At 58.4% G+C, this 12,595-nt stretch carries 27 protein-coding genes; 7 read left to right on the top strand and 20 right to left on the bottom strand.

The features are described 5' to 3' along the window. Positions 1 to 70: 70 nt before the first annotated feature. The 19 genes from FHS81_RS04305 to FHS81_RS18670 form a co-directional block, all read right to left on the bottom strand. Positions 71 to 1,072 carry a DUF551 domain-containing protein gene (locus FHS81_RS04305; RefSeq protein ID WP_183750844.1) on the bottom strand — a complete coding sequence of 334 codons (1,002 nt, stop codon included), beginning with the start codon at positions 1,070 to 1,072 and terminating at the stop codon, positions 71 to 73. Next, positions 1,062 to 1,223, bottom strand: coding sequence for a hypothetical protein (locus FHS81_RS04300; protein ID WP_183750843.1), 162 nt, complete (start codon positions 1,221 to 1,223; stop codon positions 1,062 to 1,064). The genes FHS81_RS04305 and FHS81_RS04300 overlap by 11 nt, the downstream gene beginning before the upstream one ends. A 40-nt stretch (positions 1,224 to 1,263) precedes the next feature. Beyond that, on the bottom strand, positions 1,264 to 1,548 hold the full coding sequence (locus FHS81_RS04295) for a hypothetical protein (RefSeq protein WP_183750842.1): 285 nt from the start codon (positions 1,546 to 1,548) through the stop codon (positions 1,264 to 1,266). Continuing rightward, the gene (locus tag FHS81_RS04290) at positions 1,545 to 1,814 is read right to left on the bottom strand and encodes a hypothetical protein (protein WP_183750841.1); all 270 of its coding nucleotides are present in this window, start codon (positions 1,812 to 1,814) and stop codon (positions 1,545 to 1,547) included. The genes FHS81_RS04295 and FHS81_RS04290 overlap by 4 nt, the downstream gene beginning before the upstream one ends. Next, positions 1,795 to 1,932 carry a hypothetical protein gene (locus tag FHS81_RS04285; protein ID WP_183750840.1) on the bottom strand — a complete coding sequence of 46 codons (138 nt, stop codon included), beginning with the start codon at positions 1,930 to 1,932 and terminating at the stop codon, positions 1,795 to 1,797. Before FHS81_RS04285 ends, FHS81_RS04290 begins: the two co-directional genes overlap by 20 nt. Then, positions 1,919 to 2,155, bottom strand: coding sequence for a hypothetical protein (locus tag FHS81_RS04280; protein ID WP_183750839.1), 237 nt, complete (start codon positions 2,153 to 2,155; stop codon positions 1,919 to 1,921). The genes FHS81_RS04285 and FHS81_RS04280 overlap by 14 nt, the downstream gene beginning before the upstream one ends. Beyond that, positions 2,155 to 2,415, bottom strand: coding sequence for a DUF2312 domain-containing protein (locus FHS81_RS04275; protein ID WP_183750838.1), 261 nt, complete (start codon positions 2,413 to 2,415; stop codon positions 2,155 to 2,157). Before FHS81_RS04275 ends, FHS81_RS04280 begins: the two co-directional genes overlap by 1 nt. Then, a complete protein-coding gene (locus FHS81_RS04270; RefSeq protein ID WP_183750837.1) occupies positions 2,405 to 2,830 on the bottom strand; it encodes a hypothetical protein in 426 nt (141 codons plus the stop codon). The genes FHS81_RS04275 and FHS81_RS04270 overlap by 11 nt, the downstream gene beginning before the upstream one ends. Then, entirely contained in the window at positions 2,823 to 3,230 is a 408-nt protein-coding gene (locus tag FHS81_RS04265; RefSeq protein ID WP_210281543.1) for an HNH endonuclease, read from the bottom strand. The genes FHS81_RS04270 and FHS81_RS04265 overlap by 8 nt, the downstream gene beginning before the upstream one ends. Then, a complete protein-coding gene (locus FHS81_RS04260; RefSeq protein ID WP_183750836.1) occupies positions 3,227 to 3,643 on the bottom strand; it encodes a hypothetical protein in 417 nt (138 codons plus the stop codon). The genes FHS81_RS04265 and FHS81_RS04260 overlap by 4 nt, the downstream gene beginning before the upstream one ends. After that, positions 3,640 to 4,158, bottom strand: coding sequence for a hypothetical protein (locus FHS81_RS04255; protein ID WP_183750835.1), 519 nt, complete (start codon positions 4,156 to 4,158; stop codon positions 3,640 to 3,642). The genes FHS81_RS04260 and FHS81_RS04255 overlap by 4 nt, the downstream gene beginning before the upstream one ends. Next, on the bottom strand, positions 4,155 to 4,787 hold the full coding sequence (locus FHS81_RS04250) for a lambda exonuclease family protein (protein ID WP_183750834.1): 633 nt from the start codon (positions 4,785 to 4,787) through the stop codon (positions 4,155 to 4,157). The genes FHS81_RS04255 and FHS81_RS04250 overlap by 4 nt, the downstream gene beginning before the upstream one ends. After that, on the bottom strand, positions 4,784 to 5,455 hold the full coding sequence (locus FHS81_RS04245; RefSeq protein ID WP_183750833.1) for an ERF family protein: 672 nt from the start codon (positions 5,453 to 5,455) through the stop codon (positions 4,784 to 4,786). Before FHS81_RS04245 ends, FHS81_RS04250 begins: the two co-directional genes overlap by 4 nt. A 219-nt stretch (positions 5,456 to 5,674) precedes the next feature. Next, on the bottom strand, positions 5,675 to 6,103 hold the full coding sequence (locus FHS81_RS04240) for a hypothetical protein (RefSeq protein WP_183750832.1): 429 nt from the start codon (positions 6,101 to 6,103) through the stop codon (positions 5,675 to 5,677). Continuing rightward, the gene (locus FHS81_RS04235; protein WP_183750831.1) at positions 6,100 to 6,330 is read right to left on the bottom strand and encodes a hypothetical protein; all 231 of its coding nucleotides are present in this window, start codon (positions 6,328 to 6,330) and stop codon (positions 6,100 to 6,102) included. Before FHS81_RS04235 ends, FHS81_RS04240 begins: the two co-directional genes overlap by 4 nt. Continuing rightward, a complete protein-coding gene (locus FHS81_RS04230) occupies positions 6,327 to 6,704 on the bottom strand; it encodes a hypothetical protein (protein ID WP_183750830.1) in 378 nt (125 codons plus the stop codon). Before FHS81_RS04230 ends, FHS81_RS04235 begins: the two co-directional genes overlap by 4 nt. A 58-nt stretch (positions 6,705 to 6,762) precedes the next feature. Continuing rightward, positions 6,763 to 6,981, bottom strand: coding sequence for a hypothetical protein (locus tag FHS81_RS04225; protein ID WP_183750829.1), 219 nt, complete (start codon positions 6,979 to 6,981; stop codon positions 6,763 to 6,765). After that, entirely contained in the window at positions 6,974 to 7,405 is a 432-nt protein-coding gene (locus FHS81_RS04220; protein ID WP_210281542.1) for a DUF6948 domain-containing protein, read from the bottom strand. Before FHS81_RS04220 ends, FHS81_RS04225 begins: the two co-directional genes overlap by 8 nt. 96 nt (positions 7,406 to 7,501) lie before the next feature. Beyond that, entirely contained in the window at positions 7,502 to 7,687 is a 186-nt protein-coding gene (locus FHS81_RS18670) for a hypothetical protein (protein WP_210281541.1), read from the bottom strand. 31 nt (positions 7,688 to 7,718) lie between these two features. Between FHS81_RS18670 and FHS81_RS04215 the strand changes: the two genes are divergently transcribed. Together FHS81_RS04215 and FHS81_RS04210 are read left to right on the top strand one after the other, a co-directional pair. Continuing rightward, a complete protein-coding gene (locus FHS81_RS04215; protein WP_183750828.1) occupies positions 7,719 to 8,759 on the top strand; it encodes a ParA family protein in 1,041 nt (346 codons plus the stop codon). Between the two features lie 359 nt (positions 8,760 to 9,118). Then, a complete protein-coding gene (locus FHS81_RS04210) occupies positions 9,119 to 9,916 on the top strand; it encodes a KilA-N domain-containing protein (protein ID WP_183750827.1) in 798 nt (265 codons plus the stop codon). Between the two features lie 87 nt (positions 9,917 to 10,003). On the opposite strand, the gene FHS81_RS04205 is transcribed toward FHS81_RS04210, so the two are convergent. Continuing rightward, positions 10,004 to 10,756 carry a helix-turn-helix domain-containing protein gene (locus tag FHS81_RS04205; RefSeq protein ID WP_183750826.1) on the bottom strand — a complete coding sequence of 251 codons (753 nt, stop codon included), beginning with the start codon at positions 10,754 to 10,756 and terminating at the stop codon, positions 10,004 to 10,006. Between the two features lie 28 nt (positions 10,757 to 10,784). Here FHS81_RS04205 and FHS81_RS04200 point away from each other — a divergent pair, with 28 nt between their 5' ends. From FHS81_RS04200 to FHS81_RS04180, 5 genes are read left to right on the top strand one after another with little or no spacing between them, the layout of a single operon-like run. Then, positions 10,785 to 11,009, top strand: coding sequence for a transcriptional regulator (locus tag FHS81_RS04200; protein WP_183750825.1), 225 nt, complete (start codon positions 10,785 to 10,787; stop codon positions 11,007 to 11,009). Then, positions 11,006 to 11,353, top strand: a complete 348-nt coding sequence (locus FHS81_RS04195; protein WP_183750824.1) for a hypothetical protein — start codon at positions 11,006 to 11,008, stop codon at positions 11,351 to 11,353. Before FHS81_RS04200 ends, FHS81_RS04195 begins: the two co-directional genes overlap by 4 nt. Positions 11,354 to 11,357: 4 nt before the next feature. After that, the gene (locus tag FHS81_RS04190) at positions 11,358 to 11,768 is read left to right on the top strand and encodes a hypothetical protein (RefSeq protein ID WP_183750823.1); all 411 of its coding nucleotides are present in this window, start codon (positions 11,358 to 11,360) and stop codon (positions 11,766 to 11,768) included. Next, positions 11,765 to 12,166 (top strand): hypothetical protein, encoded by a 402-nt coding sequence (locus FHS81_RS04185; RefSeq protein WP_183750822.1) that lies wholly within the window; start codon positions 11,765 to 11,767, stop codon positions 12,164 to 12,166. The genes FHS81_RS04190 and FHS81_RS04185 overlap by 4 nt, the downstream gene beginning before the upstream one ends. Next, positions 12,163 to 12,519 (top strand): RusA family crossover junction endodeoxyribonuclease, encoded by a 357-nt coding sequence (locus FHS81_RS04180; protein WP_183750821.1) that lies wholly within the window; start codon positions 12,163 to 12,165, stop codon positions 12,517 to 12,519. The genes FHS81_RS04185 and FHS81_RS04180 overlap by 4 nt, the downstream gene beginning before the upstream one ends. Positions 12,520 to 12,595 lie beyond the last annotated feature (76 nt).

Below are 12,595 nucleotides of genomic sequence, written 5' to 3'. Positions count from 1 at the left end.
ACAGTCATGCCGCCGTGGGGGAATGCGAGCGCGATCGCATCCTCCAGCCGAACCGGCGCTTCATCGTTCGTCATCCATCTCCCCCCTTCTCTTCTCCTGATAGAGGGGGGAGGGGTGTGTTGAGGACATCACGGGCGCGGATGGCGGCGGCAATCGCAGCGCTGGCTGCCTGCTCACCTTCCCACCGCCCTATGATGCGCTCGGGTATTGGCCGTTTACATTGAAGAGGTCGATTCGGCCCGAATGATTCCGCCACCTTTGCACACGCCTCGCGCTCTTCTGCCGGATAGGCAGGCGGTGGTTCGGTCTGGGCGGTGGTGGCGACCATTTTCTTGGCGTCAGGAATATGGTCTGCGGGCGGCTCGGCGCGGTTGGGCGTACTCCAAGTCCGCTCAATCAACGATATGAGTTTGTTTGCTTGGCCCATCGACCACGCCTCTCCAAAGACTGCTCGACAAACCCGGTCCTGATGATGAGCCGCGCTCCATGGCAGGTTACTGGCGTCCCAGCCGGCCCAATTCATGCAGGCAGTAGGCGGTTCGGTTCCGATATGGGAATCACCATATCGGGCGTCGTCCGGCGCTTTGTTGTCGTCAACAGCGGCTGGTGATGGCGGGGCGGCAGGTAACGGCATCCAGTGTGTGGGCTGGAACGCCACTGGCGAGCCGGCGTAAAGCCAGTCGTCATCATCCCACCAAAGCACGTCGATGCCTGTGATCGCGCTGAAGTCGTTGTCCGGCGTAAAGCAGAGCACGGGCGTACCGTCTTTCGGCGCGGTCGCAATCGGAAGCCAAGTCTCCCCGCGAACGTCATCCTTGTGGCCCGATCCGCCACAGTACGGGCAGTCGAGATCACTGGTATCAGGCAGATCATGGCCATAGTTAACAAAAGCGGCGATTGAACCATCCCTTACCCCCGCTATGAGACGCTGCTTCTCTCTCTCCCTCTCCCGTGCTGTCGCCCAAGCGACAGCTGCGTGCCAAATTCTGACCTCGTCATTTGTGTGGATGCGGCCCGGTCCGTATTCGCTTAGGGGCCATGCGTCAAAAGAGCCTGGCGCGTCAGTCTGCATGAGCCTGCAACTCCTGTATCTTGGCCCGCAGTTCGGCATTTTCAGCGCGGAGCGGGGCGATATATTCCTCGTGGATGAACTCCATGATCTGGTGCTGCCAGCGGGCCAGAGCCGTGACGACGAACGAGCCCTTTGCCAGATCAGTTGACATTTGCCGCATGGCAATATCCCGGTCGTCCGATAGCTTTCGCCTACGCGCCATCGCTGTTACTCCGGTAGGGGCTGGCGGCGAGGGCGTCTAAATAGCCGGTGAGATTGAACCCGCCTGCCTTCTCAAGCGCCCTCAACTGCTCGTCTGTCGGCTCCACCGGCACGACAACCGCTGTACCGTCCATTAGGGCGGTGGCGGCGTCTGGGGTGAGGTTCAGGGCGGTAAGAACAGAGTCTGCCTCGGCATCGAAGCTGGTCCAGTAGTCGTCATCGCCGTGGAATGCAGTGCATATTGCGCGCGCCAATCTTTCGCGTGCATCGGTCATGGCTCTGCTCCAGCGGCTTTAAGGGCGGCGCGGGCGGGATCGCGTTGTTTGTATGGTACGAGATACCCGCGCCTCTCATCCCATGCGAGAATGTCCTTCAACGCTTCCACCAGCTTCGGATAGGCATTGCAGGCGTGGACTATGTAGGCGGTTCGCTCGTTGATGTCGGCCTCATTGGTCAGCCACCCGCCGGTTGAATTCTGGATGCTGCCGGCACCGTCGCCGTTTGCACTCCACGGCAGGCTGTCAGGTATCTTGACTGTCATGGCGTGTCCTTTCCTTGAGCATGGCGTCGGCGAATTCGTATGCGAACTGAGCCGCGAGCGCGGGCGTCTCTACCCGCACCAGCAGGTCACGGAGGGTGGAGAGGTCATAGGTGGTCATTGCCGGCCTCCGTGATCGGCGAGGTATCAACCTGAAGCAGCGCGTCAGATGCTGCCGTGATGGCCGCGCGGGCCTCGTTCAACTGCCGCCGCAGTTCATGACACTCAGCTGCAAGCCGGGTGTTTTCCGCTTTGAGGCTGTAAACGCGGCCTTCGATAAGCCGGAGCTTCTGCTGTATGTCGCCGGATGGGCCGAAGATAAAATCCAAGATGCCCCAGCCCATCACGCCGCCTCCATCCCAAGTGCCTGTAGGTAAAGCTCAAGAATCGCCTCTTCCTCGGCGCGCTCATCGCGCGATTTCTTGCGGAGCTGGACGATCTTGCGAATGGCCTTCCCATCGAAGCCACGACCCTTCAGCTCGGCGTACACTTCCTTGATGTCGCCGGAGACGCTGGCCTTTTCCTCTTCGAGCCGCTCGATACGCTCGATGAATGCTTTCAGCTCATCGGCTGCTACGCCGGTATCTGCGGTGTCAGTGGTCATTGGAGGATTCCTCGAAGCTGGAGAGGTCGGCGTGCCAGCCAGCAATTCGCCCATCACCATCAATGGTCATGATGACGTAATCGCCGTATCCATTGCCTCCGGGGGACATGATCCTTGGCACATAGCCGTCGATGCTGATGATCTTCTCTTTGTGTGCGTCGAGAAGGGTGTACTTCCCCTCGTCGCACACCTTGTAATGCAGGTCTGCTGTAGTACCTTTCGGCCAGCCCACAATGATGCCTGTCTCGATCTCAATGACTGGGCACCATGTGTCGCCGTCGCGGAATGGGATTAGAGCTCCTTCATCGTCTGTGCCGCCGTTTACAATGGCATCCTCCCAATATCTGACGCCGCAGTCGGCATGCAGGTATTTTGCATCATATTCGGTTGCGGTTTTGATTGTGATCTTAGCCACGTCGGTATCCTCCAATTGGCTCGCCGGTCAATCGATCCACGGTCTGCCCATTAATCTTGCGCTTGATCTTGCTGTTCTTGCTGCCGGGCATTCGGCTCGGCGGCGTGAGACCAAGGTGCTTTTTCCGCACACGGTCGACCTTCGCCTTCATGGCGCGATCATCCGCGGTCTTGGCCTTGTGAGCCTCCCGCAACACGGGGGCGAGGTTGCTTTCAGCGTGCCTCCCGCCATTGCAGAGGGCCGTGATATGATCAAAATCGTATGGGTCGCCCGGCATAATCTTCCTGCCGGTGAGGTAGCAGCGGCCCTCGTGGTGCTCCCAGATGCGGAGCTTGACGCGGGGAGGTATGGCGGCATCTGGTGTCGCGCCCTCCCACTCGGGCACACTGCGGCCAGTCATACCGCCCTCAGAACCTTGGCACCGCGCAGGAACTCACTGAATTTTAGATCCGGCCAACAGTCGGAAACTCGGAGCCAGTATTCATACCGAGCCTTCGCCGGAGACGTGGACACGACTGTCGCGTCGAAGCCATCAAAGGTCACGACGAAGGCGCGATGCGGGTCGCGGATCTGTTTCAGGTGATCGGTCAGAGCCTTGCATCCATCGCCGGTCACGTGGAAGGTGGCCATCCCGGTGACATCATTACCGCCGCGCCAGAGCGGCGATGCGCGCATTTCCTCAGCCTCTGTCCCGTTAGCGTCGGTCACGTAGTGGTTTCGGTAGGTCTCAGCCATAGGGTCCAGCGGCCGCCCAAGAGCATGGTCAATCCGGTCCATGTGCTCATCTTCGAGGTAACGGTTGATCTGTGTCATGCCGCCCTCGCGCGCTCTTGCAGTTCTGCCGGAGCAACCCCGATCAGGTCGGAGAGGTATTCAAGGACATCGGTTTTACTGGCCTGGAAAGCCTCCTTGCCCATGGCCCTCGTGGATTGGGACTGAGCGGTGGCCACGGTCACTGTCGCGGCCTCGACGGCCACGAGGGCATATTCATCCATCGGTTTGATAAATGCGGCTAGACGATGAGCCTCGGCCTTTGACGATGCTACAATTGAACGCACGTCTCGGTATCCGGCCTTGATCAGCGCAAACTTACGAAGGTGCTCGTCGGACGGGAAGTCACCTGCCATGTGCTCGGGAAGATTCTCCCATGCCTCCCTGATCGCAGCGAAATAGTGCCGATGGCTCCGACCGGAACGCGCCTCGATGGACTCAAGATCGTATTTCTCTCCGACAACGAAATATTTGTCGCAAAGACGGGCGAAGTATCGGTTGATCGGTCGGAACGCTTCGCCGTCCCAAACGAAGGGGAGAGGCGTCGGGGCGCTCATGCTGCCTCCCTCCCGTAGAGGGCATCGAGCGATGCAACCCTATCATCGACCTCCTTGAGGAACGCGATTACCTCGGCCTCAAGCTCGCTGATAAGCGCATCGTCCCTCGGTACGCGCTTGACGAATAGCCGCAGATGCTCTGGCAGTCGCGGGTCGTACGAGACGAAATCACACCACTGACGGCCGGTCGCGGCCATCTGCCACTGCATCTGCGTGACGTATTTACTAGCGACCTTCTGCGTGGTTAGCGTTTCGAGGTGGGTGGCTGTGTTTGGGCATTTAATCTCCACCAGCCCGTCATCTCCGACAAGCCCGTCCGGCGAAGCGCCCGAGGCCGCGATTGTTGGGTGGTCGACGAACCCGATCTGCGCCACGTCGACGCCAGCATAAAATTCATACGCGACACGGGCGTCCGGCTCCATGTCGGTGCCCCATTGCATTGCTGCGTTTGTGTAGCTCTCTGTTGGATTGCCGGTGAGGCGCTGGACGATCAGTTCTGCGGCGTAGTTCGCGCGCGAAGCCGAGTAGCCGGATTTCGTGCGGGCAGTGACATCTGCGACGCGCGATGCCGTCACCTTGCCGAGCCTGATCTGGTGCCATTCCTGCGAGCCTTGGACGATATCTGTCATCGGGACGCCCCCCTCGTCGCGCGCTCCGACGCCGCCCGCTTGATGCCGGCGATAGCGGAGGCGAGCTTTGCCGCTGGCAGGTCCGGCAGCGCATCGATCTTGTGGAAGCGACAGAACCGCGCAATATCAGTCCCGGTGTCGCCTAGAGCTCGTTGCAGTTCTGATAGCTGTTCGGCGCTGATCGGCTTAACGTCATCACCCGTGAGGCCAGCCTTGCGGCCATCGTCGTCCTCTCCCGCGACTCGGATGTTCAGCAGAGCGCAAGCGGCATATCTCTTGCCGTAGCTGATCGCCGAGCCGATGGCTTGGATATCATTCCGGCCGGGTCCCTTGTCCGGCGCTGTCACGAAATCGGTACTATCCTTGTGGCCGCCATTGTGCAGGAGGGTGGCTGTTACAGTCACCGTGTTGTTGTTTTGAGCGATCTTGAACGAGAGCCCAAACCCGTGCCGGGATATGATCGGGATGATGCCATCCTGGATGTCCTCCCATTTGGCGTATTGGGTGTTGTTGTGCCCCTTGCCCCGCCGGGAGATTGCTGGGAGGTTCGGTGTCATCGCGGCGAACGCCTCGCTGTAGGCGCGCTCTGCCGCCCGCTGCTCCATTCGCTCTTTCAGGTCGATGAACCGCTCGATCCGGTCTGGATCGATGTTCGGATCAAGGGCCATGCGCTCGATGACGCTGAGGATGGATGCAGCCTCAGATGCAGCAGAAATGGGCGCGGCGCTGCTTGTGTTCTGGGGAGCCGGCGGCTCGTCCCTTTCAACGATGGCGACAGACATAGCAGTATCCTTGTCAGCGCGAGGCATTGCGCGCTGCGAGAAAAAGCAGGGCTAGGGAGGGGCCGACTGCCGCGATAAACGCAGCAGCGTGATACAGGGCCTCGGTCACGCGGCGCTCTCCACGAAGGAATCTACCCGCTGATCCGTGATCGCGTTCCGGCTGATCTTCTTCGCCAGTTCCGCGATTGGATTGATGATCGGTTCTTCGAGGCCGCGCTCGCGGGCAAAGTCGATGGCCCTGTGGAGCAAGCGCAGGTAATCGGCTTCGGCGGTTTCCGAGGTGAACCTTGCGTCACGAGCGAAGGCGACAGCCTTGTCGGCTACTTCGTCAGCCGTCCCATTGAAGTGCTTCCAGATCTCATCCGAAACGGAGACATATCTGCTTGTGTCTGCGCCTGCCGGGTAGTGCTTGACGTATCCGGAGATCTCTCCCGACTTCAAAAACACCGCCGCTTCAACGCCCTTATAGTCCTTGCCACGTAGGATTGCCACAGCCTCTTTGAGGCGGTTCTGGACGCTCTCAACTGTCGTCATGCCGCGATCTCCATCGTCCATTCGCAGCGCAGCTCATTGGCGCGCTCGATAACCCGCTCGAAAAACCACAGCGCTTTCATGCCGTAGCCGTTGATGTTGATCCGCTCGTCAATGAGCACCTGCCAGCAATCGCCGTCGACAGTCGTATCGACTCCTGCGTCTGCAATGGCTCTCGCTCCACGCTCTATCGCGTCAGCCATCGTGCGGTGGTGATCGGTGATCATCACGCTGCTCTCCTGCCTGGTTTGACGTAAAGGCCGCGATCCGCATGCAAATCGCGGAGGTAATCGGGATCGGGCTCGCGGTCGAATTTCAGCTCGATGTCCCCGGCGTCTGCGCGGCGCTCGATTTCATCCGCGATCAGCGCAAACAGAGGATGATGCTCAGAAAGGCACTCACTCCCATGGGGGGCGTCTTTCTTCGTGGTGTCGTCCGTGCGCAGGGAAATGCTCTCGACGCGCTCGATATAGGCCCGGCCCTGCTCGTCGTCCCAGGCTATCGCCAGATCAGCAATGCCATCCGTGATCATACCGATGGAGACGCCTGGACGGATCAAAACCGGGAACTCGTCAAGGGGGTAGGTTTGGGATTGGGTGTTCATACTCGCCTCCGGAATTTCGGTGGAGGGCGGAGGCACAGGCGCGCCTCCGCATGACGGATCAGCCGTAGCCGTTGCCGTCGCCGTAGCCGTCGCCGTCGCCGTCGCCGTCGCCGTCGCCGTCGCCGTCGCCGTCGCCGTAGCCGTTGCCGTTGCCGTCGCCGTAGCCGTCGCCGTCGCCGTCGCCGTCGCCGTCGCCGTAGCCGTTGCCGTTGCCGTTGCCGTCGCCGTAGCCGTAGCCGTTGCCGTCGCCGCCCGCGAAGTGGAACTTGTTACTCATCCGAGGGCTCGTGGATCTTGGCGAACGTGGCGCGCGCAACTTCCGTCGTCGGGATGATCTCGATAGCCTGCGTCAGCTCGATAAACGGGATTTCAGCGGCGATGCGGGTGCTTTCCGTGCCGACGCCCTTTGTGGCGACCTCGGACAGCGTGAACGCGCCAGACCAGCGGTAGAGGCGACGAGCATCGCGGAGGAGGACGTTCGTGCCGTCTTTCGCGATCAGCGTGCCGAAATGGACGCCTGCCGAATAGGTGCGGATGACGACGTGTTGTCCGATGAGGGGAGACGCTGGGGGCTCGAACGCCACAAGTTCGCTGGCAGCGGCAGCCAGAACGGGGGCAGTCGGTGAGACAGAGTAGTCGCCGCTGATGATGGCGCGGATCAGCACCTCACGGTCGATGTCGATTGAAACTGTAGATGTCATTGCTCTCTCCATCCCCCTGCGCTGTGCGCTTCGTGGGGTATGGGGAGACAATACCGATAATTCGGTTTTCATGTCAACCGTAATTTCGGTTATTTTCTAAATAATCGGTTTTTTCAGTATCGCCTCGCTTCCGGCATGGGGTATAAGGGATGATGAGAATAGGGGAGAGCCGCGCATATTTAATTGGGTCGCCGCATCCCTGTCGGCCTGCTGGTTCGCCATCGACCTGCAAAAATAATATTGACCTGCTGAATCGTTGACGGCCTGCACCGCATGTGCCATGGATATGCACCCGATAACTGGAGCGCCCCTAATGAGCAGCGGCCTGAGTAGAATAATCGCCAATCATGACAAGTCTCTGGAAGATGGTTTTATCTCCCATGTGTCATTTAAGAGAAGATCATATGCCGTATCCAACTTGAGAGGCGGTATTGGCAAATCAACCCTTTCATTTAATTTGGCATGGCTATTTACCCGCGATGAGCCAACTTTAGTCGCTGACCTTTGCCCTCAACGGAATCTTACCGAGTCAATCATGCGCGGCGAGAGCCCAGAGGTAACTATTAGCGACGCAATGCAGCCAAAAGTACTTGGCCCAGCATTTGGGGAGATCCCGGCTGATATATCTTACATGATAAGCGCCTACAATGACCAGTTTAAGGGTGGTAAAAAAGGTGTTTTTGTCGCTGGTGATGGTCGGCTATTCGCATTTCCGTCTGCACTTTATCAGCAGCTGCAGCAGGCGATGGCGGCAGGGAACAAGAAGGCAGTCAATAATATACTGTTCAGTCTTAAGGATATTCTTGAGAATGAGGCTGAATCAAAGGGCTGTACAAAAATCCTCATGGACTGCAGCCCGTTTTACGGGGGCGGGACGCATCTTGCTTGGTGTGCGGCTGATGCGCTGATTGTGCCTGTGAGGGTCGATGAGCACTCTATAGAATCTCTGGACATCACACTTAACATGTTATCCAGCCCAGATAGTGACTTTAACATTTGGGCGGAGCGTGCTGGCGGGATGAGGGTGCCAAAAGTCGCGGCAGTGGTTATGACCATGGTTGGAGCTAGGAGCCCTAAAAAGGGGGTGAAAGACAGGGCATCGCAAATGTATGTTGAGAAGGCCTATGCTACGGCCTCGAGATATCCAGAGCTGTTTGATGTGGCAGACCCAGCTGACGCCTTCGTGATAACTGATGACTTCATGTCTGCTGGCCGAATTAGCGGCGCTGAGGGGATTCCAATACCAAAGCTAAAGGTGGGTCAATTCCATACAGTCAACGGGAGCCGCCTACAGGTAAACCAGTCGCAAACAAAATATAAGAAAGAGCTTGAATACTTGGTCAGCGTATTGTGATTCGCCCGATTAGAGAGTCCAATAAAAAGCCCCCAGTGTAAGCCGGGGGCGCGCTAGCGTGCCATAGAAGTCCGGTGGGGAGAGCCCGGATAGCATGCAAATCAAGATCTAGCGGAAACATATCGGGAATATCGAAAAAATACCCACTAAATATAGATGGTGGCCTTGAATGGCTGCGCTCAAGTGCACATGTGCAGCGGGCTGCGCAATCCTGCACAGCAAAAAGCCGGGCTGGCAGGCCCGGCTCTCTTGCAGCAAGGCCCGGTAGGGCTTGCAGCGGCTACTTTCGATAGGCACGATATGGCTGTTTACGATTCCGCTGTCAAGCACTCCGGCGCGATTTTTCGGAGTGAGATTTTATGCAGGGGCATTTTGAGTTAATTCGGCACCGTGTCGAAGGCGGAGAAGTTATCCCCCAGCGGCCACAAGACGGCTATATCAACGCGACAGCGATGTGCCGGGCGGCGGGCAAGCGATGGCCGGACTACTGGCGGCTGCCTTCTGCCAAAGAGTTTGCTGATGAGCTCTCGGCCGTCGTGCATATTCGCACGACGGAGCTTATCCAGACGAACGCGGGCGGTGAGCCTCGCTTGCAAGGCACGTGGGTTCATCCCCAGGTCGCTATCCATCTCGCTCAATGGCTCTCCCCCCAGTTCGCAGTTAGGGTCAGCAAGTGGGTTTACGATTGGATTTCTGGTAACGCACCTCCAGCAGTCATTATGCCGTACCATTTGAGGCGGTATACAGAGAACCAGCCGAACGTCCCTGATGGTCACTTCTCGGTACTGGGAGAGCTGACAATTCTGCTCATTGGCCCCTTGGAGCGCATGGGGTACACTCTTCCCGAGGCGATGCTGCCGGATATTTCGCAGGGGCAGATGTTCTGTAGGTGGCTTCGAGATAGTCATAACATCGACACCGAATCCCTACCGAAATACCGACACGTATACGAAGATGGTCGCGTGGTGAGCGCCAAGGCATACCCAGAATTTCTCTTAGGTGATTTCCGCCGCCATTTCCGCGAGGTGTGGCTGCCTCGTAGGGCTGTGGACTATTTTAGGCCGAGAGACAGCAATGCATTGCAATTTCTCCCTAAGCTCATCTCTATTTCTGCGGCACCGCCGCCCGCTGCCATAAGATATCGCAAAGCGTCGTGAGCGAATTAAGGCCTCGCTTCGGCGGGGTCTTCTTTTATGCGGCGCTCCGCGCCCATCACATCCTTGATATACGCGCGGCCACGCCAACTAAAACCGCGTTGCGGGCCTGATAAATTCCAGAACAAACGCACTCACCTTAACTATGTCGTCGCCGTCACAGGTATCGGCATCGAGAATTATGTCATCCTGAAACTTCGGGTCATCGCTGTCGGGGCGCAAAGCAAACCTGCCGTCTGACAGGCGGACCGCCCTTTTGACAGTTGTCTCGATCATGTCGCCGCGCAGGCGCTCCACAACGACCCAGTCCCCGTCATCCAAATCACGAGGTGCTGCATACACCTGCAAACACAAAACAAACGAGCCGTCACGCGCTTGTCGGTTGATTGAGTTTCCTCGAACGACCAGCGCAAAGACATCTTCCTTGCGCCAGCGTGAATCGACGGGAAGCGGTATATCGTAAGCCTCAAATTCAGTATACGAGACCTCCCTCCACGTTCCGGCCGCGACCTCGCCTATCACCTTGACGTAATCAATTTGAGCGCTACTGGGGGGCGTGGGAAGGGGGGAGACGGGGGCATCTAGCCTTCGCAAGCCTGTTTTCAGAAACTCCGGCGTTACGCCGAGTGCACGCGCAAGCTCCAATATTTTCCGCGGATTCTTGGATTCCCCGGCCTCTATCGACTGTATGCCTTGCTGACTCATGCCGACACGCGCGGCCAGATCCACTTGGGATAGGCCGGCTCTCCGCCGATATTCCGCCACGCGCTCGCCGATATTGCTCATAATAGTGTCGATACCGAAAAAATAACCGACAGTCTCCACCGATAAAACGGTTGTCATAAAACCGAAAGGTCGGTATATATCGGTTATGGCTGAGAACAACGCACTTAAGCGGGCGGTTGAGGCAGCGGGCGGTCAAGTCCGACTGGCAAAAACGCTTGGCATCGCTCAATCGACGCTTTGGCATTGGATCTCGCGCACGAAGCGCGGGGTTCCAGCTGAGCATGTCCGCGCCATCGAGGCTGCGACCGGCGTCCCTGCGCACGAACTGCGCCCTGACATTTTCTCCGCCCCAGAAAAGAGAGCGTCATGACCACCATCACGACGCTCTCCGGTTTATCGATCTTCCCCGGCTTCGAATGGCTGGGGTGCATCGCCGGGATTGATCTCGACGATCCGTCTCCGGGTTCGCGCTCTCTCGCGCTTCCTTTGGTTGCGCAGAACGTAGGCGCGCATGACGGCCTCTCGCGAGAGATCGCCCAGCCAAATCACGTTGTCGTCTTCGATGTCGGTGTCGGGAATCCCGACGCCATCAGTCACATCCATTCAGCTTCTCCATCTGCACAGGTCGTCCAAACCCATGGCCAAGAAACCATGGAGCCGTTTGCAGATGTGCGAAAAGTCTTTGAGAAATTCGCAAATAGCCACGGAGGCTAACCGAGTGCCGACCGCGTTCCTCGATAATATTGATCCAGTGGACCGGGCATCGTCGTGGTCGCATGAACTGGTCATGCGCGAGTCACGCGGCCCCGGAGATTACCAAAACGCGATGAAGCGCGTCGGCAGGAAAACAGGTGTTGGATACAGCCTGCTTTGGTCGCTGCGCTACCGCCCTCCCAAGGATCTGCCTACGTCCGCATTTTTGCGGCTCTGGCGGGCATGGGAAACCGTGAGGGAAAATCAGATGCGAGCACTAGAGCATGACTTTGCCAGAACGAGAGCCGAAGCCGGCGATGAGCACGATTCTATTGTTGCGACTTCGCATGTTCTGGACTCGTATCGCGGCCAGAATGAAACGCCGCTGGCGTCTACTGATCACCGGCAGATGGCGGTGACGGGAGGCGAGCAATGAGGCCGCGCCGTAAGGTCTCGCTAACCGAACAAATGGTCCGGGCCGCCGCTGCTGCTAGCAATGACGGCGTTGGCCTCAAGATCATATGCGATGCTTTTGGCTGTGGCCAGAGCCTCCTGCAATCAGAGCTGCGCACGATCGGTCATCCCGGCAAATACACCGGGGCCGTCATGGGTGTTCCTGCGGCTAAGATCGCTGCACGGGCGCACTGGCCTAAATTGAAAGCCGCAATGGCTGAAGATGGCGAACAGGTCGCGCGCGTTGCTGAGCCGCTCCCCGTCCGCCCACGTGCCACCTATCGGCCCGTATCGGATGAACTGGGCATTCGCGTCTACACCAGCCCCAATGGTGTATCGCTCCCGTATCTATCCAGCATCTACGGGGAGGCGCGGGCATGACGTACCAAGTTTCACTCCCGTGGCCGGCTACAGCTCTATCGCCGAATGCTCGCGCGCATTGGGCTGAGAAGGCGCGCGCAACGAAGAAAGCTCGCTTTGACGCGCGCATTGCTTGCATCGACGCTGGTATTACCAAGCTGCCGTGGGAGCGGATGCATGTCGATATCGTATTCTGCGCCCCCGACTGGCGTCCATACGATAGCGACAATGCGCTTGCCCGCGCAAAAAGTAGTCTCGATGGCGTAGCGGACGCCACCGGCATTGATGACCGCCACTGGACCTACGCAATCTCGCGTGGAGAGCCTGTAGAGGGCGGTCAGATCCTCGTCACCCTATCGGAGGGCGCGGCATGAGCGAGCGCATTCCTATTCGCAAAGATCCAGCGCGCCTGTCTGTACCGGCTTCCCGCGCACTGAGCCTGCTCACAGG

Origin of the sequence: Pseudochelatococcus contaminans, from assembly GCF_014195635.1 — a bacterium.
In the GTDB taxonomy this organism is placed as follows: domain Bacteria; phylum Pseudomonadota; class Alphaproteobacteria; order Rhizobiales; family Beijerinckiaceae; genus Pseudochelatococcus; species Pseudochelatococcus contaminans.
The sequence above is the reverse complement of the archived record's forward strand: the minus strand, read 5'-3'. Positions and strand labels throughout refer to the sequence as shown.

Bases quoted from the DNA above. Each gene is read 5' to 3' on its own strand.
- FHS81_RS04305 (WP_183750844.1), bottom strand. From the start codon at position 1,072: ATGCAGACTGACGCGCCAGGCTCTTTTGACGCATGGCCCCTAAGCGAA.
- FHS81_RS04300 (WP_183750843.1), bottom strand. From the start codon at position 1,223: ATGTCAACTGATCTGGCAAAGGGCTCGTTCGTCGTCACGGCTCTGGCC.
- FHS81_RS04295 (WP_183750842.1), bottom strand. From the start codon at position 1,548: ATGACCGATGCACGCGAAAGATTGGCGCGCGCAATATGCACTGCATTC.
- FHS81_RS04290 (WP_183750841.1), bottom strand. From the start codon at position 1,814: ATGACAGTCAAGATACCTGACAGCCTGCCGTGGAGTGCAAACGGCGAC.
- FHS81_RS04285 (WP_183750840.1), bottom strand. From the start codon at position 1,932: ATGACCACCTATGACCTCTCCACCCTCCGTGACCTGCTGGTGCGGGTA.
- FHS81_RS04280 (WP_183750839.1), bottom strand. From the start codon at position 2,155: ATGGGCTGGGGCATCTTGGATTTTATCTTCGGCCCATCCGGCGACATA.
- FHS81_RS04275 (WP_183750838.1), bottom strand. From the start codon at position 2,415: ATGACCACTGACACCGCAGATACCGGCGTAGCAGCCGATGAGCTGAAA.
- FHS81_RS04265 (WP_210281543.1), bottom strand. From the start codon at position 3,230: ATGACTGGCCGCAGTGTGCCCGAGTGGGAGGGCGCGACACCAGATGCC.
- FHS81_RS04260 (WP_183750836.1), bottom strand. From the start codon at position 3,643: ATGACACAGATCAACCGTTACCTCGAAGATGAGCACATGGACCGGATT.
- FHS81_RS04255 (WP_183750835.1), bottom strand. From the start codon at position 4,158: ATGAGCGCCCCGACGCCTCTCCCCTTCGTTTGGGACGGCGAAGCGTTC.
- FHS81_RS04250 (WP_183750834.1), bottom strand. From the start codon at position 4,787: ATGACAGATATCGTCCAAGGCTCGCAGGAATGGCACCAGATCAGGCTC.
- FHS81_RS04245 (WP_183750833.1), bottom strand. From the start codon at position 5,455: ATGGCCCTTGATCCGAACATCGATCCAGACCGGATCGAGCGGTTCATC.
- FHS81_RS04240 (WP_183750832.1), bottom strand. From the start codon at position 6,103: ATGACGACAGTTGAGAGCGTCCAGAACCGCCTCAAAGAGGCTGTGGCA.
- FHS81_RS04230 (WP_183750830.1), bottom strand. From the start codon at position 6,704: ATGAACACCCAATCCCAAACCTACCCCCTTGACGAGTTCCCGGTTTTG.
- FHS81_RS04225 (WP_183750829.1), bottom strand. From the start codon at position 6,981: ATGAGTAACAAGTTCCACTTCGCGGGCGGCGACGGCAACGGCTACGGC.
- FHS81_RS04220 (WP_210281542.1), bottom strand. From the start codon at position 7,405: ATGACATCTACAGTTTCAATCGACATCGACCGTGAGGTGCTGATCCGC.
- FHS81_RS18670 (WP_210281541.1), bottom strand. From the start codon at position 7,687: ATGGCACATGCGGTGCAGGCCGTCAACGATTCAGCAGGTCAATATTAT.
- FHS81_RS04215 (WP_183750828.1), top strand. From the start codon at position 7,719: ATGAGCAGCGGCCTGAGTAGAATAATCGCCAATCATGACAAGTCTCTG.
- FHS81_RS04210 (WP_183750827.1), top strand. From the start codon at position 9,119: ATGCAGGGGCATTTTGAGTTAATTCGGCACCGTGTCGAAGGCGGAGAA.
- FHS81_RS04205 (WP_183750826.1), bottom strand. From the start codon at position 10,756: ATGACAACCGTTTTATCGGTGGAGACTGTCGGTTATTTTTTCGGTATC.
- FHS81_RS04200 (WP_183750825.1), top strand. From the start codon at position 10,785: ATGGCTGAGAACAACGCACTTAAGCGGGCGGTTGAGGCAGCGGGCGGT.
- FHS81_RS04195 (WP_183750824.1), top strand. From the start codon at position 11,006: ATGACCACCATCACGACGCTCTCCGGTTTATCGATCTTCCCCGGCTTC.
- FHS81_RS04185 (WP_183750822.1), top strand. From the start codon at position 11,765: ATGAGGCCGCGCCGTAAGGTCTCGCTAACCGAACAAATGGTCCGGGCC.
- FHS81_RS04180 (WP_183750821.1), top strand. From the start codon at position 12,163: ATGACGTACCAAGTTTCACTCCCGTGGCCGGCTACAGCTCTATCGCCG.